23 protein-coding genes and 2 tRNA genes are annotated in these 26,246 nt (G+C 43.2%); 13 read left to right on the plus strand and 12 right to left on the minus strand.

Going from position 1 to position 26,246, the window contains the following annotated elements; translation table 11 throughout:
* Window positions 1–244: 244 nt before the first annotated feature.
* Together CLV42_RS00575 and CLV42_RS00580 are read right to left on the minus strand one after the other, a co-directional pair.
* Window positions 245–1,849, minus strand: coding sequence for a DUF6377 domain-containing protein (locus CLV42_RS00575; RefSeq protein WP_106599962.1), 1,605 nt, complete (start codon window positions 1,847–1,849; stop codon window positions 245–247).
* Window positions 1,846–2,886: a helix-turn-helix transcriptional regulator gene (locus CLV42_RS00580; RefSeq protein ID WP_106599963.1), complete on the minus strand. Its 1,041-nt coding sequence runs from the start codon at window positions 2,884–2,886 to the stop codon at window positions 1,846–1,848. The genes CLV42_RS00575 and CLV42_RS00580 overlap by 4 nt, the downstream gene beginning before the upstream one ends.
* A 652-nt stretch (window positions 2,887–3,538) precedes the next feature.
* Here CLV42_RS00580 and CLV42_RS00590 point away from each other — a divergent pair.
* Both CLV42_RS00590 and CLV42_RS00595 read left to right on the plus strand, forming a co-directional pair.
* Window positions 3,539–4,645: a slipin family protein gene (locus tag CLV42_RS00590; RefSeq protein ID WP_106599965.1), complete on the plus strand. Its 1,107-nt coding sequence runs from the start codon at window positions 3,539–3,541 to the stop codon at window positions 4,643–4,645.
* A gap of 81 nt (window positions 4,646–4,726) precedes the next feature.
* The gene (locus CLV42_RS00595) at window positions 4,727–5,245 is read left to right on the plus strand and encodes a hypothetical protein (RefSeq protein ID WP_106599966.1); all 519 of its coding nucleotides are present in this window, start codon (window positions 4,727–4,729) and stop codon (window positions 5,243–5,245) included.
* 94 nt (window positions 5,246–5,339) lie between these two features.
* Here CLV42_RS00595 and CLV42_RS00600 read toward each other — a convergent pair whose 3' ends face one another.
* From CLV42_RS00600 to CLV42_RS00610, 3 genes are all read right to left on the minus strand, one after another.
* Entirely contained in the window at window positions 5,340–6,056 is a 717-nt protein-coding gene (locus CLV42_RS00600; protein WP_106599967.1) for a phytanoyl-CoA dioxygenase family protein, read from the minus strand.
* Window positions 6,057–6,338: 282 nt separating this feature from the next.
* Complete coding sequence (locus CLV42_RS00605) at window positions 6,339–7,415, minus strand: DNA polymerase beta superfamily protein (RefSeq protein WP_106599968.1); 1,077 nt, start codon at window positions 7,413–7,415, stop codon at window positions 6,339–6,341.
* Window positions 7,412–8,170, minus strand: coding sequence for a nucleotidyltransferase domain-containing protein (locus CLV42_RS00610; RefSeq protein ID WP_106599969.1), 759 nt, complete (start codon window positions 8,168–8,170; stop codon window positions 7,412–7,414). The genes CLV42_RS00605 and CLV42_RS00610 overlap by 4 nt, the downstream gene beginning before the upstream one ends.
* 503 nt (window positions 8,171–8,673) lie before the next feature.
* Between CLV42_RS00610 and CLV42_RS00615 the strand changes: the two genes are divergently transcribed.
* From CLV42_RS00615 to CLV42_RS00645, 6 genes are all read left to right on the plus strand, one after another.
* Window positions 8,674–8,746 (plus strand) — tRNA-Ile (locus tag CLV42_RS00615).
* A gap of 196 nt (window positions 8,747–8,942) precedes the next feature.
* Window positions 8,943–9,428 carry a ribonuclease H-like YkuK family protein gene (locus CLV42_RS00625; protein WP_106599970.1) on the plus strand — a complete coding sequence of 162 codons (486 nt, stop codon included), beginning with the start codon at window positions 8,943–8,945 and terminating at the stop codon, window positions 9,426–9,428.
* Between the two features lie 14 nt (window positions 9,429–9,442).
* Window positions 9,443–9,640 carry a hypothetical protein gene (locus CLV42_RS00630; protein WP_106599971.1) on the plus strand — a complete coding sequence of 66 codons (198 nt, stop codon included), beginning with the start codon at window positions 9,443–9,445 and terminating at the stop codon, window positions 9,638–9,640.
* A 324-nt stretch (window positions 9,641–9,964) separates the two neighbouring features.
* Window positions 9,965–10,660 (plus strand): LytR/AlgR family response regulator transcription factor, encoded by a 696-nt coding sequence (locus CLV42_RS00635; protein WP_106599972.1) that lies wholly within the window; start codon window positions 9,965–9,967, stop codon window positions 10,658–10,660.
* A gap of 98 nt (window positions 10,661–10,758) precedes the next feature.
* Window positions 10,759–12,951 carry an ATP-binding protein gene (locus tag CLV42_RS00640; protein ID WP_106599973.1) on the plus strand — a complete coding sequence of 731 codons (2,193 nt, stop codon included), beginning with the start codon at window positions 10,759–10,761 and terminating at the stop codon, window positions 12,949–12,951.
* 299 nt (window positions 12,952–13,250) lie between these two features.
* Window positions 13,251–14,087: a helix-turn-helix domain-containing protein gene (locus tag CLV42_RS00645; RefSeq protein WP_106599974.1), complete on the plus strand. Its 837-nt coding sequence runs from the start codon at window positions 13,251–13,253 to the stop codon at window positions 14,085–14,087.
* A gap of 462 nt (window positions 14,088–14,549) precedes the next feature.
* Here the strand turns inward: CLV42_RS00645 and CLV42_RS00650 are convergent, their stop codons facing one another.
* Window positions 14,550–15,134 carry a TetR/AcrR family transcriptional regulator gene (locus tag CLV42_RS00650; RefSeq protein WP_106599975.1) on the minus strand — a complete coding sequence of 195 codons (585 nt, stop codon included), beginning with the start codon at window positions 15,132–15,134 and terminating at the stop codon, window positions 14,550–14,552.
* A 166-nt stretch (window positions 15,135–15,300) separates the two neighbouring features.
* Window positions 15,301–16,050 (minus strand): SDR family oxidoreductase, encoded by a 750-nt coding sequence (locus CLV42_RS00655; protein ID WP_106599976.1) that lies wholly within the window; start codon window positions 16,048–16,050, stop codon window positions 15,301–15,303.
* Between the two features lie 251 nt (window positions 16,051–16,301).
* Here CLV42_RS00655 and CLV42_RS00660 point away from each other — a divergent pair, with 251 nt between their 5' ends.
* Window positions 16,302–16,697 (plus strand): DoxX family protein, encoded by a 396-nt coding sequence (locus CLV42_RS00660; RefSeq protein WP_106599977.1) that lies wholly within the window; start codon window positions 16,302–16,304, stop codon window positions 16,695–16,697.
* Between the two features lie 64 nt (window positions 16,698–16,761).
* Here CLV42_RS00660 and CLV42_RS00665 read toward each other — a convergent pair whose 3' ends face one another.
* Window positions 16,762–18,162 carry a DUF6055 domain-containing protein gene (locus tag CLV42_RS00665; protein WP_106599978.1) on the minus strand — a complete coding sequence of 467 codons (1,401 nt, stop codon included), beginning with the start codon at window positions 18,160–18,162 and terminating at the stop codon, window positions 16,762–16,764.
* 229 nt (window positions 18,163–18,391) lie between these two features.
* Here CLV42_RS00665 and CLV42_RS00670 point away from each other — a divergent pair, with 229 nt between their 5' ends.
* Complete coding sequence (locus CLV42_RS00670; protein ID WP_262509977.1) at window positions 18,392–20,371, plus strand: glycoside hydrolase family 97 protein; 1,980 nt, start codon at window positions 18,392–18,394, stop codon at window positions 20,369–20,371.
* An 83-nt stretch (window positions 20,372–20,454) separates the two neighbouring features.
* Here CLV42_RS00670 and CLV42_RS00675 read toward each other — a convergent pair whose 3' ends face one another.
* Entirely contained in the window at window positions 20,455–21,684 is a 1,230-nt protein-coding gene (locus tag CLV42_RS00675) for an aminotransferase class V-fold PLP-dependent enzyme (RefSeq protein WP_106599980.1), read from the minus strand.
* A gap of 148 nt (window positions 21,685–21,832) precedes the next feature.
* On the opposite strand from CLV42_RS00675, the gene CLV42_RS00680 reads away from it, so the two are divergent.
* From CLV42_RS00680 to CLV42_RS00690, 3 genes are all read left to right on the plus strand, one after another.
* Window positions 21,833–22,294, plus strand: a complete 462-nt coding sequence (locus CLV42_RS00680) for an Lrp/AsnC family transcriptional regulator (RefSeq protein ID WP_106599981.1) — start codon at window positions 21,833–21,835, stop codon at window positions 22,292–22,294.
* Between the two features lie 109 nt (window positions 22,295–22,403).
* Window positions 22,404–23,105, plus strand: coding sequence for an acyl carrier protein (locus CLV42_RS00685; protein WP_106599982.1), 702 nt, complete (start codon window positions 22,404–22,406; stop codon window positions 23,103–23,105).
* A 124-nt stretch (window positions 23,106–23,229) separates the two neighbouring features.
* Window positions 23,230–23,640: a hypothetical protein gene (locus tag CLV42_RS00690; protein ID WP_106599983.1), complete on the plus strand. Its 411-nt coding sequence runs from the start codon at window positions 23,230–23,232 to the stop codon at window positions 23,638–23,640.
* 5 nt (window positions 23,641–23,645) lie between these two features.
* Here CLV42_RS00690 and CLV42_RS00695 read toward each other — a convergent pair whose 3' ends face one another.
* The 3 genes from CLV42_RS00695 to CLV42_RS00705 form a co-directional block, all read right to left on the minus strand.
* Window positions 23,646–24,434 (minus strand): hypothetical protein, encoded by a 789-nt coding sequence (locus tag CLV42_RS00695; protein WP_106599984.1) that lies wholly within the window; start codon window positions 24,432–24,434, stop codon window positions 23,646–23,648.
* 23 nt (window positions 24,435–24,457) lie between these two features.
* A tRNA-Asn gene (locus CLV42_RS00700) sits at window positions 24,458–24,531 on the minus strand.
* Window positions 24,532–24,603: 72 nt separating this feature from the next.
* Entirely contained in the window at window positions 24,604–26,199 is a 1,596-nt protein-coding gene (locus tag CLV42_RS00705) for an ArnT family glycosyltransferase (protein WP_245901389.1), read from the minus strand.
* Window positions 26,200–26,246 lie beyond the last annotated feature (47 nt).

Consider the following 26,246-nt stretch of genomic DNA (forward strand, 5'->3'; position numbering starts at 1 on the left):
CATTATCGTAACGTGGTCTCACTGGTTCTCCCTGCAACGGATAGTTTCACAGATGCGGTCGATAAGCCAAAGTAAACCTGCCTGACACAGGTTAACAATTTATATGATCGTTATATAGAAAATATTGGGTCAAAAGGTGTTTTCATAAGCGACAATTTATTGATTAACAATTCATTATTAATATATTATCATTATTGATATATAACGATAATAACCGGGCTTTCTTATCGTTTAAAGACCTGTTTTAAAGCGCTTTGATGTCCATAAGCCGCTCTTCAAACTCTTCTTTGGGAATAATTGCTTTGTTCTTGATCTTGGTTTTATAAGTGTAAATAGTATTCACTGAATATTCGAGGATCTGGGCAATTTTTACATTGTCACTGATACCTATCCTTATCAGCGCGAAAATCCGGAGGTCTGTGTTCAATAGTTCGTTGTCTTTTAACCTGATCCGGTCTTCTTCTTTAAAAAACGAGTTAAAAACTGTTACAAAGTTGGGAAATATTTTCAGGAAGATGCGATCAAAATTTCTGAACAGTTCATCTCTCTCTTCCTTAAGGTCAATATTATTAACGAGGTACCTGACTTCTGCATATTTATTATCCGTTAATTTCTGGTCGGCCAGCTTTTTGAACTTCTTGATCTTATCCAGATAGGATGAGTTTATCTGAAAACAATATCCTATATATTCCTCTTTGATCTTATTGGCCTCCATCAGTTTATAGTTGATCTCCTGCTGTAGTGCATGGGCAGAAGTAATCACCTGCTGAGCCGCCTGTAATTTCTTATACTGCCGGAAAATGATCATAGAAAGCCATATCAGTGCCAGCAACAAGAGGGTAGCGATGGCTGAATAAACAAATAACAGCTTTTTCTGCGCTTCTACGGTATTGATCTTTTCCACTTCAATGATAGGCAGGATGGCACTGACCTGTACCTTTCGCAAACGGGCGCCATAAAAGGAAGCATCTGCCACCGCATATTCTATATATCGGGAAGCATGTTTAACATCCCGTTCTTTGAACAGCAGCTCCGCCAGGATAAACATGGCGGTTGTCTCCTTGGTACAGGACATGATGTCAGCCATGGCAGCTTTTGTCATCATAATGATAGCACTATCCTGCTTACCTATCCGTATATAGATGTTCCCCAGTGAGGAAGTTGCTATTGCCTGCTGGTGCATGGTGATGTCCTGGTGGGCGACAGTCAGGGTATAATAGTATTTCGCACTGTCCATCATCTGCTTCTTCTGATACATTAAACCATAACTATAGTCATAATTGAATGAATGCGGTTTATATAACATCAGTGCAGAGTCAATATAGATATTTCCCTGGCGGGTATAGGCTGGTGCGAAGTAACCATCGCTGCTATAGTCGGACATGTCATAGTAATAACGTCCCTTTAATGAGTAGTATTCCGCTCTGGCACTATCTGGCAGCACATTGACGTTGACGGTCAGCAGGTAATCACCCGCCTCACGGAACATACCGGAAGAAAGCAACACAAACCCCAGCTTAACACCGGCATAATTGATCCGCTGCGAGTCATTCATCTCGCGGGCCAGCTCCTGCAGCTTACGGGCATAAGCGAAAGCTGAATCATATTTAAAAACCTTGAACTGTTCATATAACTGCTGACAGATGTCAAACTGCTGCTGCAAAGGCAAATGCCTTGCTGCAGCAAATGTCTGCCTCAGATTGTTGATCTGTTTCAGTTTGTCCGCGTCATATATATGTGCATTTTCTATTGTCAGATTCAGCTTATCCAATAAACTATCCCCGACGGGACCGGCGAATGACATTTTACATGCAACTAACAATAACAAACAAATAAGCTTCGATTTCATTTTTCAGTTTTGTGGAATAGTAGCGGGTCGCTGTAGTTGATCACCCCTTGTTGCATCTTCTTTTGCATTTTGCCAGCCAGGTTTACCGGCGACAGAACGATCATTCCATCTCCATATCCGAGGATCTCCCTTTCCAGCTCAAAATTCAGTTGAACCTTCAGGTTAATAATAATGCCATCTTCCCTGGTCTCTATCAGTTCCTGGGAGTGATGCATTGGTTTTGTAAGAATGTATGGCGCATGTTCATGACTGACAAGTATTTTTACATTCTGGGCCCGCAGATTGGTAGAAACAGTTACGCCTACCACATCCTGATAATACGCGCCGGGATCCAGATCATCATTATCAATATATAAAGCTGTGTCTAAAAGTTCCAGTTCCTGGATCCTGTCCAGTGCCAGGTGAGTGACTACCATTCCCTTTCCCTTTACCCCCACTGCAAACCACCTGTTCTTAAATTCCTTCAGCCACCAGACGTGGTATTCAAAAGAGTTGCTACTCTTTGCACGGAAAGACTGATAGCTAATCTTCACCACTTTTCTTTGTATCACAGACTGGTACAACAGCTCCAGGTATTCAAGCCCTTTCAGCCGTTCGTTCTTTTCAAAGTCAATCACTGACCGTGTATTGTGGGAGGCGGCATACACATGATCTTCCAGTTTCTGCACTACCTCATTCAGACTACTGAAATGAGAGAAGCCTTTGAATTGCTTAAGCACTTCTACTGCCTCATTCATACGACTCAGGTCAACATCATTCAAAGGAATTTGGGTGATACTATAGTCCGGATCTTCATATGTATAATACTTCTTGTCTACGACAATGATCGGCGCACTATATCCCAGTTTGTCACTCCGCATAGCCTGCAGGTCCATCTGGATGGCCCGCCGGCTGATTCCCTTTTCAACTCCCTCATATTCATACAAAGCATCCCCCACTGCGTTAATAAGATCCTGTAATGTCCATTTCCGTAAACGGTTCCGGAGACATGAGTCGATAGTTCTGTAACGGATAAGGGCATTCTTATTAACGGGCATCAGGATATTTTTTCAAAAAGTAAAAAAAATATTCTAATGCGCAAAAAAAGTGCGCACATGACTTTCACCTTTGTTTTGTCATCGTTGATGGCACAGTCACAAAAGGCTGCGGCGGACCGGATGAGGGTTTCTGAATGGCCCCGTAGTATTGCCACGAATCGCTGGCAATATGCTGCTGCTGCAAGTGTTTGTTACTACTTGGATCTATGGGTCGTGGGTTCGATTCCCACTCCTCTAAAAAAGGATAGCTCAGGTGGTAGAGCAATAGGCTTAGAACCCTTACAAGGTTCAAACATGGACTGAAAATCCAACCCTCCAGCAGATGGCAAAACTGCTTTAACAATTGCCTCTAACTAAAACAGGGTAGCAGCCCGGTGGGAAAGCAAAAGGCTTTCCATTCCATCTGCAACCGCCTTGAAAAAGGCAGATACCGCTGTTGAACGTGCAACTGCTCTCTGGCCGGGTGCCTGGTTTATCCCTATACCCTGCGTAGCCCACCGGACACTATGGCCGGGAACATGTTTCACCGACAACAACTCAAGCCCGCTTCCGCAGGTCACAGAAATGGTAGCTACCCTACAGATACATAACTCCCCCGGGAGTCTATATATATAATTACAATTACTAATCCCTAAACCGAAACGATAGATTTATGATAACACGTACAAAAGTAGCAGCATATAACAAGGCCCTGGTGTTCAGAAACAACCGCTACATCAAGACACTGGAAGAAGGATCTCACTGGGTAAAGTCTGCCGAACAGGTGATGCTTTATGATATGACCAAGCCATTCCAACCTGCTGTTGATCTCAATATTCTATTACAGCATACAGACCTCGCTGAAGCCCTGGAAGTGATCACTGTAAAGCAGCAGGAAATTGCCCTGCTGTATGAAAACGGATTGTTCAAGTCTGTATTGACTCCGGGAAAGCATGCATACTGGAAGGGTATCGTTGAGTACAGCGTTACTCATATAGACCTTTCAAAGTATGAGATCACCGAGCAGGTGGAACGTGCCATCCTGGTAAGACCAGAATTACAGACTTATGTGAGGTTCTACACCGTGGAATCTTATGAAAAGGGACTGTTGTATGTAGACGGAAAGTTCAACAAGGCGCTTGAACCAGGTATACATTATTTCTGGAAGAACCCTATTGCACTGACAGTGTACAAAACAGATATCCGGCAGCTCCAGATGGAGATCAACGGACAGGAGATCCTGACAAAGGATAAGGCAAACATCCGTATCAACTTCACCGTACGTTACAATGTAGCGGATATCTACAAGCTGGTGGAAAATAAGGAATATGATAAGCAACTGTACGTATTACTACAGCTGGCCCTGAGAGAACAGGTAGCAGTGTATACACTGGATGAACTGCTGGACAAAAGAGATGAGATCTCTCCACTGGTCATGAATACAGTGACAGAAAAGGCACTTCACCTTGGGGTGCAGTTGCTGGACTGCGGTATCCGCGACATCATATTGCCAGGCGATGTGAAGGAGATCATGAACCAGGTGCTGATCGCTGAAAAGAAGGCACAGGCCAACAGCATCATGCGAAGAGAAGAAACGGCAAGTACCCGTAGCCTGTTGAATACAGCCAAGTTGATGGAAGAAAATGAAATGCTGTTCAAGCTGAAGGAGATGGAATATGTAGAGAAGATAGCAGACAAGATCAGCAACATTACGCTAAGCGGTGGTGGAGACATCGTCGGACAGCTGAAGCAGATATTCGTACCAGCCAAGAAGGGATGATAAAAGGTCATCCCTTCTTCATTTATAAAACCCCTGTTTTCAGGGATGCTATTATCTCCTGATCAGCGCTATTTTTAACGCATGCTCAAATACAGCATCACCATCTTTATTGTAATTGCCACTGCCATATGCAGTTATTTCCTATTTGCTTACAAATTGGATACTATCGTGCTGTATGATCGTACAGCAGCCTATACATCAATTACCCCTTACCTTTCTGCAGTACCGGAGTTTCTTATCAAGGGCGATAACGAGCTTAATGTGGTACTTAACTTTGAAGACATCAGGGATACTGTTTACCTTCATAATCTTGAGATAAATCTTTCTCCTGCCAATGCCACTCCGCTCATGCCTGTCGCTGTCAGGAATGATGTACGGCAATGTGCCGCGCACTCTTACGAGGAACTCCCCTGCAAGGCCAAAATGCTGCAGCCATTGACCGAGGATCAACATATTACCTTCACTTTCAATACCAGTCATACACACACAAAACGCTACCTGGTGACTATTAAGGGAGATATTGAAGCGGGTGCTTACAGATCTTCGTTCCGTAAGCAAATAAGGATCCAGGAAAAGGCATTGTTCCTGGAGCGTAATTAATTACTAGTTTTAGCAGCCCCCCCTGGCTGCTCGTTGCATCAGAAATATCTAATCATTTCTCTTTCCCACCAGCTCAGCCTAACCTCAGTAAGGACTAATTATGCAATAATTCCGACCACTGCAATGATGCGGGCAATTCCTGGTTACTGAATTCTATGTGAATCACCCGCCGCTTATGATTGTTGGTTGTTCTGCTGGATGCGTGCAACAATAGCGGGCGCATAATCATTATCCCCCCTTTACTCACATTACATGATACCTCCGTTTCCTTAGACCAATCAATTGTCTCAGGACGATAAATGCCCTTGCGATGAGAACCAGGGATAACTCTTAAAGCGCCGTTATGCTCATCGGTATCATCGAGGTGGATGCGGACGGTGAAATTATTTTCTAATATTCTTAATGGTGGCTGTACAGCATATTGCTGTTGCTTTACCGTCCAGGGGCCAAATCCGGGAACATCGGCTTTATCCTTTACAGAGATGGTAAGGTCTTGGTGATAGGATACAAACCAGTTGGAATCACCGGGCTTATCAAAATAGATGGATTTTACCACCTGGTAGCCCTCACCGAAAAGCTCATTGAGCTTTGCCATCAACGTAGGTGTAATGATAGCGGGAACCGCATCAGGTAATTCCCTTAGAAATTGCCTGATAGCAAACAGATCTTTCGTCTTTCGGAAGGTTGCTTTAGAACTGTCTGCCTGCTGAATGAGTGCAATCAGTGAGTCTACTTCCCTGTCAGTAAAAACATTCTCTATTACTGTAAATCCATTCGCAGCTATTTCCTGCTGGTACATACTTCCGCTCATATATGCTATTTGTAGAATCGTTCTCTTATATTTAAGAGAATAGTTTCTGCCCTATTAATATTGGGTGTTTCCGGTAATCATACGAAAATAAACGTATCAGTTACAGACACTCTCATTTCCCATACAATTTTAACCTACCCTGTTTAATATCAAGTCCACCTCAAGTCCACATTAAATCCATACCAGAGGCACCATAAAGCCCAGTATAGTACTAAGAAAGCACTATCTTTCCCCTACAACACCACACCTGCACTACCTCACTGCTAAAATAACATCACTCTCTCATCTATCCTGTTTATAAAACTGCTCCCGTATGTTTACAAGAATAGCTTCCGCTTTATTGACATCCGGTGTTTCCGGCAGGCCAGAACGTTCGTACAGATCATCCATTTTCTCCAGCTTTTCATCTACCATTTTCAGAAGGTCATCGTATTCAAACTCGCCGCTTTTGATCCTCAACAGAAACTCCCTATCCTTTCTTTGTACAATCACTTTCCGTTCCACTGCTATTTCTTCTGCCATACTTAACAGGCGGAAAGTATGCATCATATTCTTGGCATCGTAGTTCTTACCATGGGTCATAGTGTTCTGATACCTGGTATCGTTACGCTTTTCCACCCATTCCCAGTATTCAAGATATTCCCGGCAATAGACAGAATAACCATCCTTATTGAAATTCATAACAGCGAGATGAGAAATACCTGTAGGAATTGAACTTAGCTGTACATCGTTGGCGGCTTCGCCGGATGCAATGCCTTTGAGGAAGCTATTATCTGTTATCTGGTGTTGATGGAATAACAAATAAACATCCCTGAAATGAGGTACCTGCGTCAGGCCGCAATCTTTCTGAGAATAGCCCTGGCTATCCAGCCATTGCTGAAGGGGAACACTGCCATTACCGGCAATGATATAACAGAAATCCAGTACAGATTTACGCTTTTCATCTACCGGACGATGTATTTTCTTATTCAGACCTTTTGCTTTCTTTATCTGGGAAGCCGCGTAACCGGCGAAAGTATCTTTACATAATTTCGACAGGAAGTCTTCCGGTTTGATCTGCTCCATTAGGGGATGGCGGAACAATACACAATCGGCCGGAGTGCTCAGGAGTTCGATAATGTTAGGATTATTCTTACTCAACAGATCTATAAATCTGCCTATTTCAAAATAGACCTCATCATTCGTACTGTTGGCAATCTGCGGGGTATAGGTCAATCCATACAATTCCCTTGGCGGCAACACAAAGATCCCCTTAATATCTGTATCAGAAGCAGGAGAGTGTAAGTGTTGCGCCCTGCTGCCGCTGATACATTTCAGCAGCAGGTGTCGGGTGCTGGATTGCAATTCTTCTAAAGTCATTGGGCATTAATATATTTTCTGAACAGGATATTCAGTTCAGTGGTGTTATGTTGTACTGCCGGCAGGAGTGATGCCTGTTCCTTACAGTAAGTGATCGTCTTTTCAATCCAATCCTGCAGCAGTGGTACCGGTGTGATGGTCGTTTTCTCATCAGATACTTTTTTCCGTTCCAGCAGATCATCCGTAGCTGCATGCCACTCCTTATCTTCAATCAGCGTTCTCAACTCATCAAATGTAATAGGTGGCACAGCCTTCTTCTTAATGATCCACAAGGCAGCTAATATAGGCCGTAATGCATAGAAGTACTTTTTGATCCTCACCTGTTCTCCCTGCAAATCATGTTCAAAGGTATTCCTTGCCATGGAAATATAATGATGACAACCGGCACGCCCGGAAAAATATTTCCCGGCCAGCTGCAACAATTCACTTTTGAAATTACCCTGCTCTTTATATACAATTGGTGATTGCAGCCATTCGTATAAAGGCGGATTTGATTTCAGGAAGAGTTGTAATACTTTTCGTATATCCCATCCACTTATATCCAGCACCTCGTTTACAGGCAATTCTATCACGTCTTTTCTCTCTTCAATACTGAGATAATTATCGGCAGGTTGCGCGTAAATAAATCGTACATCATAATCACTATCTGGCGATGCGAAGCCCCAGGAACGGCTTCCGGACTCACAGGCATAGAGTATCTTTACATTCTTTTCCTCCTCTAGAGTTAGCAATTTCTCAGTGATAATATTCTTCATGGTATATAGGGTTATAATTCAACGTAACACAAAATTCATAAAAAAAACTATTTCAGATTTGTTATTATCGGAAAAATAGTTTCATCTTTGCATCGCAAAACAAAAATACAAACAATATCATGTTACGCATACAGCTACATTCAAAACCACAAAGTTTCATTTGCCTGACAGAGGGCTATGATACTTGCGGGGCATGTTATGCTACAGAATAGTTGATAATAACTGATTCAATATAACACAGGCCCCGCAAGCAATTGCGGGGCTTTTCTTTTACCTTAAATCACACGATGCAAATACTAAAATCACCCATACGATTTAAACAGCTCAGTGCCGGATTATTATCAGGCACCAGCCATAGCTATGCGTGGATGTATACAGGTAATGAGCTGCCCCCTGTTTTTCAACGACCTAATTATAGTCTGATGTAGCGTACGCTCATATCAGTTACATATAAACCCGGTCGTTTATCGCGACCGGGTTTTTTATTGTTTGTTACCCAACCCTGACCTGTAGCTCAATGGTGAGAGCAACTGCCTTATACGCAGCAGGTTACCGGTTCAAATCCGGTCAGGTCAACAATTTTCCAGGTAGTGTAATGGTTAACATATCACACTTTGACTGTGATGTTCTCAGTTCGAATCTGAGCCTGGAAACAAGATGCTTTAGTTCAATGGTAAAACGCCCGGGTTAAACCAGGAGTTGGAGGGTTCGATTCCCCCTGGCATCACAAACTATTTTAAATAAATGGTATCAGTATAAATATGACATAGCAATGCAACAGATCAACAAATGGAGACGGTTAAATGGTGAAAAGATCAACATGCCAATAGCTGATGAAATCAGCAACATGCTGTCTGCAGAAAGAGAAGCAGGTAATGAACTGAAGGTGTGTATCGGTACCGATAGCCAGGTAAAGGGCAGGGTAACCGAATTCGCAACCGTGATTGTTTTTATCCGGAAGGGTAAGGGCGGTTTCATGTACATACACGCTGACAGCACACTACGCAAAATGAGTATCAAAGAACGGATGCTTAAAGAAGTGGGCAGGAGTATTGAAGTGGCCTACTCACTGTGCAACATCTTTACCAGGTACAATGTAGATATGGAAGTGCATGCAGACATCAACACCAATCCCAACTTCAGGAGTAATGATGCATTGAAAGAAGCAATGGGGTACATCATGGGTATGGGCTTCACCTTCAGGGCAAAGCCACACGCATTTGCAAGTACATCCTGTGCAAATAAAATAGTTCATTAAAAATATCTAATTGTATGGTTTATGTAAACAGCCTGCGGGCCATTGAACTGACAAGAGACAACAATATTACCAACACAGCACTCATCTCCGGTTTTCAAGAAACTGTGATGGTCGCAACAAGAATGTGCCGGGGTGCATGTCTTGTTGATAATGTTGGCGAGACGATCGTAGCAGGAGTAAAGGCTTTGCCTGAGCTTGAAAGGGATGATTAGAAGTCATTGTTCAATGCAATGAACAATGTGGATGATTCTTCCTGCCGACGACCAATATCCTTAAAAAGGAATGCCTTCTTTAGCTTATATTGTAACACATTTAAGCGTGTCTTTTTTACCCCTTACCGAAGAATTCTGCTTACTAAAGGAAAGTAAAAGTTAAACTGGTTGCAAACAGCAGAAAGGCTATTAGTTGGTGAAATAACGAAATATCGTTAAACCATTTCATTCAAAATATCACATCCAATTAATAATCAATGAATTAATAATTGGCACAGAATTAAGGATCTTTATACCACCACAAAAATTTGCATATCAACCTATATGATCACACTTATTATTGACGACAATGCCATTGCACGTAGTACACTCCAGGAGTTGGCCAGCCAGATCAAAGGCGTTGTTGTTGCCTGTGAATGCGGAAATGCGCTTGAAGCTTATAATTATCTGCAGGATAACCCTGTAGACCTTCTGTTACTGGACATTGAAATGCCCGGCATGTCCGGACTTGAGTTAATAAAGAACCTCGGCAATAAAAAGCCTGTCATCATTTTTACCACCTCCAAGAAAGAATACGCTGTAGAGGCCTTTGAGCTGAATGTAGCAGATTATCTCGTAAAGCCTATTACTCCTGGCAGATTTATCCAGGCTATAGAAAAGGTGCGCCAGATCATCGACAGTAGTAAAGAGGAAATGCGCTGGGAAAATGACGAATTCATATTTATCCGCGACTCCAATATTGTAAGAAGGCTGAAGCTGGAAGAGATCCTTTATGCCGAGGCGATGGGCGATTATGTAAAGATATTTACCGCAAAGAAGTTTTTCGCCATTCACGTATCCCTGCGGGTACTCGAAGAACGTCTGCCTGCCGCCCGCTTTCTGAGGATACACCGGTCTTATATGGTAGCGATTGACAAAATAGACACCCTGCAGGACGGGGCTGTACTAATAGGGGATAAATCACTTCCGGTTGCAGATGCTTACCGCAAAATACTCAACAAACGGATGAACGTACTCTGATCTTCCTCCTTTAAAGGGACTCCCGGCTATCGTTTTTGCCCGTCTGGCGAAAGCGGTCAACGGATGTGACGGCAGCAAATGACCTTCATTAATTGATAATGAATAACAATCGCTTAACATATCTGATCCTGATCGCCTTTCTTGCCGGTACCCTCGTGCTGGCGTTTGTGCAATACAATTCCTCCAGGAACATTGACCAATTGATCAAGGGCAACCAAAAGCTACTCAAGGAGCTACAGACCGGCAATAAGCTACGTGAGCTGGAGCGGGATATCATCTGGGTAGAAAGCCGCATCCGTGCCGCCATTGCCACCGACGACACCTCACACATAGAAGGGGTGGACGCCAAAATTGCCGAGGTGCAAGCCTTCGTCGATACACTGAAACAAATCAATACAAACGATAGTGCGGTCATATATATCGAAAGACTGCAGTACCTGGCCGGGCAAAAGCTGCAGAATAAGAACCAGCTGATGCATGAGTTCTTCCGGACAGGAAAAATGGATGACACCAGCCTGATCGCGAATCCACGCGCCCGGGAGATCTCAAATGAGATCAGTACCATCACCCGTAAGATCTATGACAGTCGCCAATCGGTGATGACAGCCCTCAGCGATAATATCAATGAGAACAGCCGGAAGGCCAGAAACTGGGGTATCATCCTCATCTGCCTGATATTACTGACAGCAGGAGGGGTATTGTGGTTCGTTATGACCAGGATACGTCGGCAGCAACAACTGATCCGGGAGCTGGACAGGTCCGAAAAGAAAGTGCGGGAAATAGCCATGATCAAAGAGAATTTCATGACCAATATGAGTCATGAGATCAGGACACCCTTAAACGCAATACTGGGATTCACCAATCTGCTGAAGGTCAGAAAGCTGGACGAACCCTCTACAGAGTTCGTCAATTCCATACAGAAAGCAGGGGAGAACCTGCTTACTATCATCAATGACATTCTTGACCTTTCCAAGATCGAGGCCGGTATGGTGAGGATTGAGGCCAATCCTTTCAGTGTAAGAGGATTACTCCATTCCATTCAGACGCTGTTCAGTGAGAAGGTCAAAGAAAAGAAACTGGTCTTACAGGGAGAAATATCGCCGGCGGTGCCAGACACCCTGATAGGGGATGCCACCCGTCTTACGCAGATACTTGTGAACCTGATAGGGAATGCGCTCAAGTTTACGGAGAAAGGAGGAATCATCATTTCTGTAGATAATAAACAAAGCGACAACAATACGATACAGCTGGAATTCACCATTACAGATACAGGAATCGGTATTGAAGCATCCAAGCTGTCTTCCATCTTTGACCGCTTTCACCAGGCGGAAGATTCTATCACTCGTAAATACGGTGGCACCGGGCTGGGACTCTCCATTGTGAAAGACCTTGTGATGCTGCAGGGCGGAGATATCAGCGTTGAAAGTCAACCGGGGAAAGGCACTACTTTCAGATTCTTCATTCCTTACACCATTGCATCCAAACAGGTACCCGTACCGGAGACGGTAGACATCAGCCAGTTTAAAATTACAGCAAACCGTTCCGTAAAAATATTAGTCGTAGATGACAATGATATGAACCGAAGCCTGATGCGACATCTCCTGATGGAATGGGACCTCTCTTTTGAGATGGCAAGTAACGGAACAGAGGCTATCGATTATCTGAAAAAAGACCGGTATGACCTCATTCTGATGGATATTCAGATGCCGGAAATGGACGGATATACCGCCACCCGTCTGATCAGGAGAGAATTACAGCTGGACGTTCCTATAGTAGCGATGACAGCACATGCCCTTGCAGGAGAGCGGGAAAAGTGCCTTAGTAATGGCATGAATGAATACATTTCAAAGCCGATCAATGAAAGGGAATTATATCAGCTGATCAGCCGGTTTGCCTCTATTTCTGCTATCAGGGAACGACAGTATGTGCAGGCAAAGGCAGCCACACCGGAGTACCAGTACATTAACCTGGATTATATGAAGGAGATCAGCCGGGGCAATAAAGTGTATGAGAAAAAAGTGACCAGGCAGTTCATTGAAGCGATGCCCGAGGAGATGTCATTACTCGAATCGGCTTTTTATAACAACGACATTAAAACATTGAGAAGTACGGCCCATAATATGAAAACCACTATTTCAATTATGGGATTGATGGAGCGCTTATTTCCCACGCTGGACGAACTGGAATCAGCTACGGCGATCGCTCCTCCCTTACTCATACATATTGATATGCTGAAATCATTTACAGATAATGCCCTCCGGGAGGCGGAAGACTTTTTCTCACAGGTATAATGTTAACCCGGTCATTTAAAAAGAGCAGTTACTGACTGCTCTTTTTTTTTTGCTGAAGTATCCCCTCATTAGCGACAGTTTTTGCCCGTTTGGCGAACGGTACTTTTTGTCGCCTTTCAATTAAGGTAGTTTTATAACAGCAAGCAACGATAACAGATCAATCTGAAAAATCTACATCCACCAGTTATGCTACAACCTATATTCAACGTAGCCCAGGAGCATTATCAGGACGAGCCTTGGGCGCCGGTGGAATTGTTCAGTAGTAAACTATCCTCCTTAACGCTTAAAATATTGATGTCATGAATACCACCAAACCATTTTTTGAGATCTATACTTTCGACCAGGTTGCAGACAATCACCAATTCAACAACCCTGCTCCGCATGCACATGACCTCATTGAGATCATCTGGGCAGTTTCCGGCAAATGTGCCCTGAAGGTCGATATGCAAACTTATTCTCCCAAAGGTGACCAGGTATTTGGTATCATGCCTCATCAACGACATCAGTTTACTGCAGATAGCAATGCGCAGGGATATATCATCCGTTTCAATGAGCTTTTTCTGCAGGAGTATAACTCCGTGTATCATGCGGATCTACTGCTGGTATTGATCCAGTCAGCAAATGTCAGTTACAGCGAAGAGATCCGTCATGAGATGAAGGCGATCATGGACAAGCTGATCCAGGAATATTCACAAAAGCAGATCTACAGCTCAGATATATTAAGCCGGTACCTGAACATCCTGTTTATCCACATGTCCAGGCAGTCGCGCACCGTGCCTGCCAACAATCAGAAAACGCATAACATCAGGCAGGCAAAGCGCTTTATTCAATTAATCGACCAGCACTTCAAAGCATATAAGAAGGTCTCTGAATTTGCAGATATTATGTGCGTTACTCCCAGTTACCTGAATGAAGCTATAAAGAAGACCACTGGGTATACCGCTGGTCACCATATCCGGCAACGCGTCATACTGGAAGCCAAGAGATATGCTGCTTATTCAGATAGCAGCATGAAAGAGGTCGCGTGGGACCTGGGTTTCACAGACATCTGTTATTTCAGCAAGTTATTTAAGAAAGAGACAGGATATAATTTTACAGATTTTAAGAAACGACAGGAGAGAGTTTTAGCTGTGTAACAGATAGGAGCACAACGGCGCTGTGGCTGGTGTGCTCCTTCTTTTTTGACCGCCCGACCTGATTGAAAACAACGGTCCCCCGAAGAATAGGACCTGTTAAGTTACCCAGTTGACGGAAACGATTCTGGTAGTAGATAACTTCGCTGAGACGACAGACCGGACAGGAAAAGCCGGAATATTTGTCGGGCAAGAAATTTCTTTTTGGAAGTGGGGTAAGTGTTACTGTGAAAAATATTGTTGAGAACTAGCATAATATAAAGAAACCGCCTCATTAATACATGGGGCGGTTTCTTTATATTATGCATCACTGTATTAAACTAGCATACAACCAGCATATGACCAGGATATTCCTCCGTTAAAAACGGAGGAAGAACGGAGGAATATCCTGGTCATATGCTGGTTGTATGCAACTTACCTGAAACGGAGTGATATGCTGATACAGAAAATACCTCAGAAAAGATATTATTGATCGAGCAAGGACAAGGTGACTTTTGTTATATCGCGGAGGGTGTCATAATCAGGACGGTTACGTCCGGTCACCCGAAGCCCCATCAGATTATTATACAGGTTCCTGGCTAAAGTTTTGGCGGGAAATTTCTTCGAGATTTCACCAGCGGCCTGCCCCTCTTTTATCCATATAGTGAACTGCTGTTCCATTTCCTCCATAGTGGTCAACGCCATTTGTGCTACATCCTTATCCACGCAGTTCAGTTCCATATTGGCATTTACCATCATACAGCCTTTCCGTGCCTTATCTGTTACAATATCGTTTATCATGTAATCAAATATGCTACGGATCTTTTTTTTAGCACTGTCGGTTTTAGCTTGTAGGGTCTGCATCGCCCGGTTCTGTCCATCCTGGTAATTGCCAAGAGCTTTTAGAAATAAACCGTGCTTATCGCCGAATGTATCGTAAATACTACTGCGACTTAATCCCGTTGCACGAACCAGGTCATCCATAGAAGTGCCATTATATCCTTTCTCATTAAACACTTCCTCAGCCTTTTTCAGCACTTCCGCTTCATCAAATTGTTTTGTTTTTGGCATCGTCTATCATTTGGAATAATCGTTCCAAAGTTACCATAATTTCTACAAAGCATATTTTCAATATGACTTTTATGGCTTACCGTATCCAGGTAGAGTCAACAGTAATGCCATATGGAGAATGCCGATCTGAAACCCGCATTCTCCATATGGCGCCTTAAACAACTAATTATAATGTGATCATGCCTCCATCAGCGATCAGTTCTGCGCCTATTACAAAGCTGCTGTCTTCGGAAGCAAAGAAGGTCACTATGCGGGCAATTTCTTCAGGAGTACCAAACCTACCCATCGGAACCTGTCCTACGATGCTTGCCTGAACAGCCTCTGCCTGTTCTTTATCAAAACCAAATTTATCATAAAGAGGAGTTTTTACAGGACCAGGGCTAATGGCATTCACCCTTATCCTGCGTGACAATAGCTCCGTAGACAATGTACGGGCCATGGTTATCAATGCGCCCTTACTGGCTGCATACAACGTAGTGTTGGCCATGCCTATATGGCTGTTGATAGAGGTATTGAGAACAATGGAACCGCCATCATTAAACAATGGCAGCAACTGCTGAATAGTGAAGTATGCGCTCTTTACATTGATATTAAATGTCTCGTCGTATTGCGCTTCGGTCATGGTTTCAAAAGGTGCCAACTTAGCAACGCCTGCATTGATAAACAGTATGTCCAGGCTTGGGAAAATAGCTTTTACCTGCTGCTGTAATTGAAACACGTCTTCCATATTCGAAGCATCGGAAAGTAATGTAAATGCATTCTCTCCCAGTGACTGTTTCGCCTCTTCCAGGGCAGTAGCATTGCGGCCTGTGATGATCACTTTAGCGCCCTGTTGGATGAATTCTTTTGCAGTGGCAAACCCGATTCCGCTATTTCCGCCCGTAACGAGGGCTGTCTTATTTTGTAACTTTTTCATGATTTAAATAGTTTGTGTGACAGTTATTTGGAATGCTCATTCCGATACAAAGGTATCCTATTAGGAACGATCATTCCAAATAAAACAGCCGTGAAAACCGAAATCTTAATCTAGATTAAGACGGCGTCAAAAGAGTGGCGACTGCAATTGGCTGGTTGGCCCCCAATTTTGTCTACTTCCGGAGAAACCACTCCCGCCCCCATTGGTTTTGAAACATCTTTGTATCACAAAACAACTTAAAACCAAAGATCATGAACACAAAAACAACAAAAACAATTTATTGGATAGGCGCGGTATTTCTTTCATTATGGTTTGGTGCAAGCGGCTTCTTTGAATTAACAAAAAACCCCATCGTATGGGATATAACAGTACAGTTGGGCTATCCTCCGCACTTCATTTATATTCTCGGCGTAGCTAAGCTTTCAGGCATTATTGTTCTGTTAACACCAAACAGGTTGCTTAGGTTAAAAGAGTGGGTATTTGCAGGAATATTCTTCGATATCATTTTTGCATTCTTCTCTAAGTTAAGTGTGCTTGAACCATCAGCTGCAATTGATGCGGTGATAGCGTTTGTGATGGTGACAGTGACTTATGCGATGTTCAGGAAATTGTATCCTGCAACATATGCTAAGGTGAGTGCGGAGTAAGATAGTAGTAGCAAAAAGGAAGAGGCTTGCATTGCTGCAAGCCTCTTCCTTTTTAAAAATTTGATTATTTTATAAAGGACTTATTAATTGTTGTACCCTCCAGCTTAATCTCATACGGCCACTGTTCATCGTTGCTGTCGTTATTATCATTTAAGTGTTCCCAGTGTTCAGTCGGTGCACCGCTCACTACCAGCCACAGATAAGCCGTGTTGACAGGTACAGCAAAGGTTACATCTCCGGTGGAGCTGCTATAAGTATCGCCATACACACGGGAACCATCTGTCTTCACAGCCAGGAAGCCGTATCTCCAGCCAGCCTTGTCGACTTTGATACTTCGGAATCCCGACTGACCGGCAATGCCTTTGAACTGTAGCCTGACATTGGTACCGGCTGTTGGCACATCCAGTCTGATAGCATTGTAGCCATAGTTCTGCGGACATACATCAGGACTGATCCTATACCATCCATCCGCAACTGCATTCACCTTAGAGATATGTTTATTGGCATACTGTTTTGCCACAGCCTCTATTCTTGGCATATCCCAGGTTACGAACCTCCTGTAAGCATCGAACATCTCATCATTAAATGTTTTTTGATCTACCTGGGTAATCCTCTTATACGTCATAACCGGATCTTCCCCACGGAGCGCCCCTCTCCACAGCTTTCCAACGAAATCTTTTCCACGCTTGTTAGACCAATACTCCAATACATAAGGGGAGTGATACTGGTTGATCTCATGCAGGAAAGCATAATTGGTATACTGCATAAATGACTGCAGGTGGTAATTCTCAAAAGTCATCCAGGTAGGATATACCTGCCAGAGCATATATTGGGAAGTCATCTCAAATATGGTTTGACCATTACTTCCTTGCGGAGAAGAAGTATAGCCCCAGGCACCATCGGCATGTACATAGTACTGGAAAACATGCCCCAGCTCATGCGCTACAGCGCCGAAAGGTTCTGTATTAATACGGGGAGGAGTCACCCAGAGTATACCCACCTTATTCTCAGCGCCACCGCCATAAGCTGTACCATCAGTAGAGTTGGTGACGTATATGAGTGCTTTCAGTGTGTCTGACACGGACCTTCCACTTTGAACAAACTTTAATGAGTCCCGGTAATACTGGAAGAATCTGCCGCACTCCTGAAGGATCCGGGGAATGTCAAACCGTTTATTAGGATCAGTATTGGTGGCCGGAGTAGCACCAAAATCCTTCGCCCAGAATGCTACAAAATCATCCGATTCGCCCCTTCGCATATTGCTGTAAAGGCTAGCGTCATTATTGTAGTCATTGTTATTCGGAATGTTCCAGATAACATTCGGAATGTACACCTTCTTGGCAACGGCAAATGAAGCAGATCTGGCCACAAGTGCTTTAGCAGGTGCTCCTAAACTCTCTTTTTTATTACAGGAACAAAAACTTGTACTGGCAGCTACAGCCAGGCATAGGATCAATTTAGTCATTTTGAGTTGGGTTAAAGATTAGTATGGTTTCAGTTAATGTAAGGTAGTTTCTATCAGTAGTTAACTTTTCATTTTATTTAACTAAACATAATCGAATATTGACTCTTTTATAACTAACATTATTAGTGAGTTAATTTCTGCTTTTCATCGGTTAATATGCGCATAAACAATCGTATAAATGGATGCTACTTTTATACTAAAGGCAGTAGCAATAATAATCTTTATCACAATGATTCAACATAAACCTGTAAAGGCACTGTTCGCATGGGTATGCTGTTTATTTTCTGTTAACGCATTCCCACAGGCACCCATTTTTCTTAAATCGCCGGGCAATAATTTGACTATCGAAGTTAACACAAAAGATAGCCTGTCATGGAGACTCATTAAAGGCCATGAGACGCTGATAAGCCATGCGGTAGCAGGTCTCGACATTGCACATAAGCCTTATATAGGTTTCAATGAACAGGTAAAATCTGTAGACAGGGTTGCAAAAAACGAGATGATATACCCCGTTGTTGCTGTAAGACAGAAGGCAATCAGGGATGCCTATAACGAACTGCGAATAAATTTCAGGAGCGGCAATACTATTATTTTCAGAGCTTATGATAACGGCGTTGCTTACAGATGGGTAACCCATTTCAAAGATTCTGTAAATGTAGAAAACGAAATTGTCGATTATGTATTTCCAGACAATAACCGGGTATTGTGGGGAATTGAGGAGAACAAACAGTTTCTTTCACATTTCGAGTTGTTATTCAAGGATAGTACTGTTGCCTCCTTTTCAAAAGAGCAGCACTGCGGCCTCCCACTCTATGTATCTTCTGCCGCGGGCACCAGGATGCTGCTGACTGAAGCCGATCTGCTGGATTACTCCAACCTGTTCTTCTTTGGGACCAACAGCAATAAAATAACCAGCGGTTTTCCCAAAGTGATCCTTAAAGAAAGCCTGGTCAGGGACAGAAGTACCAAAATAGAAGAGAATGCAGATTATATCGCCAGGACTACTGGCTCCCGGTCTTTTCCATGGCGCTTGGTCATGGTAGCTAATGAGGACAAGGAGCTGCTTGAAAACAACCTTGTTTATCAACTGGCATCTCCCAATACGCTTAAAAGTACCGATTGGATAGTTCCCGGGAAAGCGTCCTGGGATTGGTGGAATGACAATAATATTTACGGGGTTGATTTCCGCTCAGGGATCAACAACCAGACCTACAAATATTACATCGACTTTGCAGCCCGATTCGGACTACAGTACATCATCCTGGACGAAGGGTGGTCGAAATCCACCTGGGACGTTATTCACCCCAGAGATTCAATCAATGTTCCCGAATTGGTAGCTTATGGTAAAGCGAAGAATGTCGGCGTTATCTTATGGACGCTTTGGCAGCCTATGGATAAGGACATGGACAATGTACTGTCAATCTATGCGCAGTGGGGGGTGAAAGGTGTTAAAGTAGATTTCATGGCCCGCGCTGACCAGTATATGGTTAATTTTTATGAACGCTTGTCTGCCAATGCAGCCAGCCATCATTTAATGGTAGATCTGCACGGCGCATACAAGCCTACCGGTTTAAACAGACGGTATCCCAATATCATGTCTTACGAAGGCGTAAGGGGTATGGAAAACTACAAATGGAGTGACGATGAGGCTACGCCTCCACATGAAGTTACCCTGCCATTTACCAGGATGGTGTTGGGCGCCATGGACTTTACTCCGGGAGCAATGCGTAATGCCACCAAAAGGGACTTTCATATTAATTTTGACGCCCCGATGAGCCAGGGAACGCGGGCGCACCAGGTTGCGATGTATGCCGTTTATGAAAGTCCATGGCAAATGCTTGCAGACAATCCTTCGAATTATCTGCGTGATACTGCCTGCACCGGGTATATCGCAGCTTTCCCTACAACGTGGGATACGACAGTAGCATTGCAGGGCAAAATAAAAGAGTATGTAGCTGTCGCCAGGAAAAAAGGGAATCAGTGGTTTATAGGTGCGATGACAAACTGGAGCCCTCGGGATCTGACACTGCATTTAGACTTCCTGGACGCGGGCAAGAAATACAAAGTAAAAATATTTTCTGATGGCATCAATGCTGACAAGTTTGCGGAAGATTATCGGATTGCCTATGCAGCATGGGTAAAAGGGCAGGAGGTGACTGTTCATATGCAACCCGGAGGCGGATGGAGCGCTATTGTGACAGAGGAGTAGCTATTATACAGAGTTATATTTTATCTGGAAAAGGCAACCATGACTGGTCGCCTTTTTCTTTTATTCCCTAGTCCAATAATTATCTATCTAAGACTTGAGTTAACAATTTCCCGCATTGCATCTAAAAACAGATCAATTTCACTGATAGTGTTATAGTAATGGGGCGATGCACGAATGGCCCACTGCGCTTGTTTTTCGTCAAAGTCAATAACCGCGAAATTGCGATAGCTAGGTACTACGTTTATTTTCCGCTGCGACAGTGCTCCGGTAATTATTTTCGGTTGCGAACCAGCAACGGTAAAGGTCACTAACCCGCCTACTTCAGGTCCGCTATCCAGTACCCTGATCTTATCAATACCAGATAACTGATTGCGCATATAAGCTGACAGCCCTTTTACCTCCTGCCATATTTTATCTTCACCAATCTGTAGACAATATTCAATAGCCTTTGCCGTACCCAGTACCAGCGCATAGGCAAATTCCCAGTCTTCATAACGCATTGCGTCGGATCGTTGCTGGTATTCGTCCTTTTCAATCCATTCAGCCCCACGCATGTCAATGAAAAGCGGCTCAAGGCCTTGCTCAAGCGCCTTATCAGATATGTATAAGAAACCCGTACCCCGTGGGCCTCTTAAAAACTTCCTTCCGGTTACACTGAGAAAATCACACTGCAGCTCCTGTACATCTATCTTCATTTGTCCTATCGACTGGCAAGCATCCAGGATATACCATGTTTTACCTGCATGTTGCCGGATGTATGATTTATAAACATCTGCAATCCGCTTAACAGGCTGAACAAGCCCTGAATTAGTTGGAATATGTGTGATGGCCAGTAAACGGGGTTGCAGCTTGATTAACTTTTCTTCCAGATCATCCAGATCGACGCCTCCACCTGGCGCATTCTTTATTCTCACGATTTCGATACCAAATCGCTTTTTGCATGACAGGAACTGTATCTGGTTCGAAATAAAATCATCGTTATCGGTAAGGATAATATCGCCCTGTGCAAAAGGAATGGATGATAGCGCCCTTGTATATGAATCGGTAGCACTGGCGGTAAAGGCAATGTTTGATGGCTTACAATTAATAAGTATTGCGGCCTGCTCGTAAAACTGCTGGATTGCATTGGCGCGTAAAGCCGAGGCCTCATACCCACCAATCTGAGATTCCAGCTTAATATGTTCCACAATTGTCCGGGTTACAGTATTGGGCATAAGCCCTGCGCCTGCATTGTTAAGATGAATAACCTGGCTGCATCCATCGGTATCTTTTCGGAAAGCAATGATTTCTTTATCTGAGAAAATTCTATTCATTGTTTGAGATGTATCTTTTGGTGTAAATATTTCCGTTCTTTACTTTAAATTATACTTGCAAAAGTATTTGAGGTTACCTGCTGATTTTCTGCAAATAGCTCCAACGTGAGCTTTTTTTAACTAATTATCGACCAAAAACAGGAAAAAAATGCAAGTGCTGGATGACTACGACAAAATGATTTTACGACAGCTGCAACACAACAATAAAATAACAGCCGACGAACTGGCCAATATCGTGAATCTAAGCGCAAGTGCTGTCCAGCGTAGGCTGAAAAGATTGCGCGATGAAAAGATCATAGAAGCTGATGTTGCCATTATCTCACCTGCTGTTGCGGGTATTTCTATTACATGTATAGTGGAAGTAATATTGCAGGAAGGGAATTCAAAGGCAATAGATGCATTCAAAACCGCTATGCGACAATGTACTGAGGTAATGCAATGTTATTACGTAACCGGCGCCTATGATTTTGTACTTATTGTGAATACAACGGATATGAAACATTATGAGGAGTTCTCTAAGAAATGGCTAATGGATAATTCGAATGTGAAGCATTTTTATACACATGTGGTGATGGATAAGGTGAAGGTAGGGTATAGTGTTGCGATATAACAGGCATGCCCTAATGATTGAATAGTTACGGGGAATCTCCGTATAGGAAGTTATTTTATGCGAATTATTTACTTTTAGGTTGTTATTTACTACCAATACCCCTATAACTATGGATGAGCTAAAAAACACCGATCTCTTAGACGCGAACATCGGACTAGAAAACATTGACCCTCTGGACATAGCCGATCTCCTGACTAAATTGGAAGTATCCTTCCATATTAAATTTGACAATACTGCACTTAAACAAGTGCAGACATTCGGTGATCTTTGCGACATGGTTGCCAATAAGGTTGAAGGATTCAACACAAACGACTGTACGACACAACAGGCATTTTATAAAATCCGGAAAGCAATACTCGATACACAAGACTACGACAAGGAGGCTTTGAAAACAGATACGAGCCTGGAAGAATTGTTCCCTCGTCAACAACGGCGTCAGCTGGTAAAGAAATTTGAACACATTTTAGGGTTTAAGACCCAAATACTTCAAATGAAAGGTTGGCTCTTACTTTTACTTGTATCAGCATTTCTGGCATCCTTCGTTACTCTGTTCTTTTCCAAGCAAATCGGATTTGGATGTATGGTACTTTCCTTTATAGGCATTCTAATCTATTCTAAGCTAGGCAAAGAGTTTAACCTAAAGACTGTTGGACAACTTGCAAAAAAGATTTCAAGAGAGCATTATAATAAGGTAAGACGTAATCCCACCACCGTAAACCGGATAGAAATTACTCAAAAAGTGAAAGAGCTGTTTAAGGAAGACCTGGATTTAGAAGAAAGTGTACTCACAAGGGATGCACGTTTCTCCTGACATTTCTTTTAAGGCTTAATATGTGCAAACAAAAAATCTACGTCACTGCAATCCATTTCTTTTCCGCGACTCCTTGTTGCTGTTACAAGTGGTAATCAATAATCCATAAAGTCATCCTCATTCAATGGAGCAAAAGGAATCAAAACAATATTGGGAAATCTTTGAAACTAAAGTTCGGCCTCTCAGTGAAAGGCAGCAGCGAATAATTGCTTATAAGTTTTGTTTACTTGTTGAGAAGGATTTGGATAACCTTGGCAAAGGCGTGCTTAAACTTGTAGAACAACTTACATCAGATCATGTTTCATTACAAGATTGTACATCTTACCGGGAGCAATTACAAAATAAACTTCCCGATGAGGGCACAAGTCCATACAGTCCTTTGATCTGGGCCTTAACGCCACATACAGATACTTATCCCGCCTGGTATTCGGCTGCTATTGCGGGACTAAACATAGTTGACCTCAAGATTAGCACACTGCCAGAATTGACAGATTTAACGAAGGGAATTTTGAATGATTTTTACGGGATGATATAACTAGCTTATGGAATTATTCCCTTTTCCTTAAGTCGGAGTCTAAGATCACTCGCATACCGATGAGCGAAATTCTCTTTCTCGATTCGTGGTATGTTGTTATAATATTCAAAACGTTCCTCCCAAAACTTAATATCTTCATCTTCCTTTCCCGGCCGTTCAACTATCGTCATATAATGGACGTAATGCCCAAATTCATGCAGAAGAGTCCTATATAACTGGGTATTCCGTACATTCTCCGGCTCGATATCCGCAATCAAATATTTGCCCTTGTTAATGAAATTATGTCCATCTTCTTTTAGCCTATCAAGCTCTTTCTGACTTTCTATAGAAAGCGAGGTCTCCCATTTCATTTTCCTCGGATATTCCCCTGCCTCAAGGATAATAGCAGGGTAATATTCATTTTCAAATTCAAAGGAATAAATAAGTCGCCCCCATACAGGTGATAATATCTCTTCCTTCCGTTTGGGCTGGCGTAATACAATTAATCTAAGGCTACCGTAATCAATAATAGGAATGTGTTCGATGACCTGTTTAATATCATCAATAGAACATGCATGCAATGAACCTTCTCTCGTTTTTTCTACTACAAAAATGAACTTGTAACCATTGATCTCCACGTCTTGCCTTTGATATTGACTAAGCGATTCAATAGGGCTTAATCCATAAGTTCTTTGTGGTATTTTTAATTTATTCTGCTGGCCATGCCCTTGCTTCGCCGTTCCAATATTTCTGTTTCTTCTTGAAGGATTAAACATAGGGCCATCATTTGGGACTAAAACAAAAAAGGCCTGCATTCCTGCAAGCCTTTTCTTTTCCGCTCCCCCTGCTGGACTTGAACCAGCGACCCTCTGATTAACAGTCAGATGCTCTAACCAACTGAGCTAAGGAGGAGTGTGTTTCCCGTTTCGGGATTGCAAAAATAGACAATTTTTCATTTCTGCAAAATTCTTTTCAAATATTTTTTCAAAACGAATCCACCAGCACAAGCAAACGCTTATCCACAGCGGAATCCCGGGTATAAAAATTTACAAATTGCCCGTCAAGTTTCGTCACCGGGAAGTGAGGGAAGGCATGCAATACCTTGCAATGATGCCCCTTGGCAACCAGTGAATCCTTCCACTGTGGAGTGGTATAGATCAATGACGGCCCCGGGGGTAAAGTGTCATACGACAGTTGAGGCGCATCCAGGTAATATGTCAACGCATAAGAGTGCGCCTTGTAAAACCCAACAGCACCTCCTTTGAGGTTTTCATTCGCATAAAAGGCAACAGCACTTCCACTCTGGTAACGCAGTACATCCGGATAGAACAGTCCGTTTAGAAAAAGATTCAGTGCTGCACTCGCCAGGCAGGTACGAAAGAACACACGCGCTATTCCTTTCAATGGCAACCATATAAAAGCGCCTATTATGATCGCGATCAACACTACAGCCACAAAATTGATTTGAGGCCGGTAAAGCGCCCATAAACCAGGAATAGCGATAGCTATAATCCCGATGATGATATACTGTGTAATACGGAATGCTTTCTCTTTCTTAATCGACAGGATATATTGTGCTGTCAGGATCGAAAAGAAAGGGAAAATAATATTCAGATAGTGCGGTAACTGGAACCTGGACAACGAGAACAACAGAAAAGTAGTAAGCGCCCCGCTGATGCAATAATATTCCCTGGCCTGGCGTCCCTTCCTGATAAAGGTGATCACAGCCACATACAGGAAAATAGACCAGGGCAGGAAAGCCCATAATACGGTATGCAGGAAAAATGTCGGATCACCACTACCCTTGATAGGCCCTGAGTTCATAAACCGCCCGAACTGACTATCCCAGAAAAAGAAGCGGATGCCTGATACACCTGTTTGTCCGAAAACTACTTTCTCCGGATGCGCATCAAACTGCTGGTATAATGCGTATAGCTCTGGCGTGACAAACACACAAACCAGCACGCCTACAATCAGCCAGCGTACATGAAACAATTCCTTCCATTGTTTTGTGAATACGAACTGCCCGATCAGCGCGAACCCTATCGGCACCAATGCGAAAGGTCCCTTGGTCATTACAGCCAGGGCAGCCAGTAATGCCCCTGGCAGCAATTGTCGCTTATACAGATGATATACACTTCCAATGATTAACCCTGTAAGGTAGGGCTCCGCACGAACATCCGTGCTGGATATAACAAGATGCTCCGCCGTCAGCAGGATGCAGACTGACCAGCGGGCTACCTGTTCTCCGTAAAGGTCCTTTGCGAAGCGGTAGGTATACACTACTCCTAACATCAGGAATAAGAAGGCGGGAAGCTTATACGCAAACGTTGTAAACCCGAATAACTGATAGGAGAGTGCTGCCATCCAGAAAGGGAAATGAGGCTTATCCAGCCAATCCTGCCCATCTACAAACAGGTTCAGGTAATCGTGGTGCTGCACCATATGTTTGGCAATACCAGCATATAAAGCGCCATCAGGCTCCATAATCGTAACCGGAAGACCACTGATATGTACAAATATCAGCAGACCGATCATCCATAAGCTGACTTTTTTCTCTGAGACAGAAGATAGTGACATGCGCAAAAGTTACAGCATGACAGCCATTTCCACAAAACCGGGGAGGG

The sequence above is a fragment of the Chitinophaga ginsengisoli genome (genome assembly GCF_003014595.1).
Classification (GTDB): domain Bacteria; phylum Bacteroidota; class Bacteroidia; order Chitinophagales; family Chitinophagaceae; genus Chitinophaga; species Chitinophaga ginsengisoli.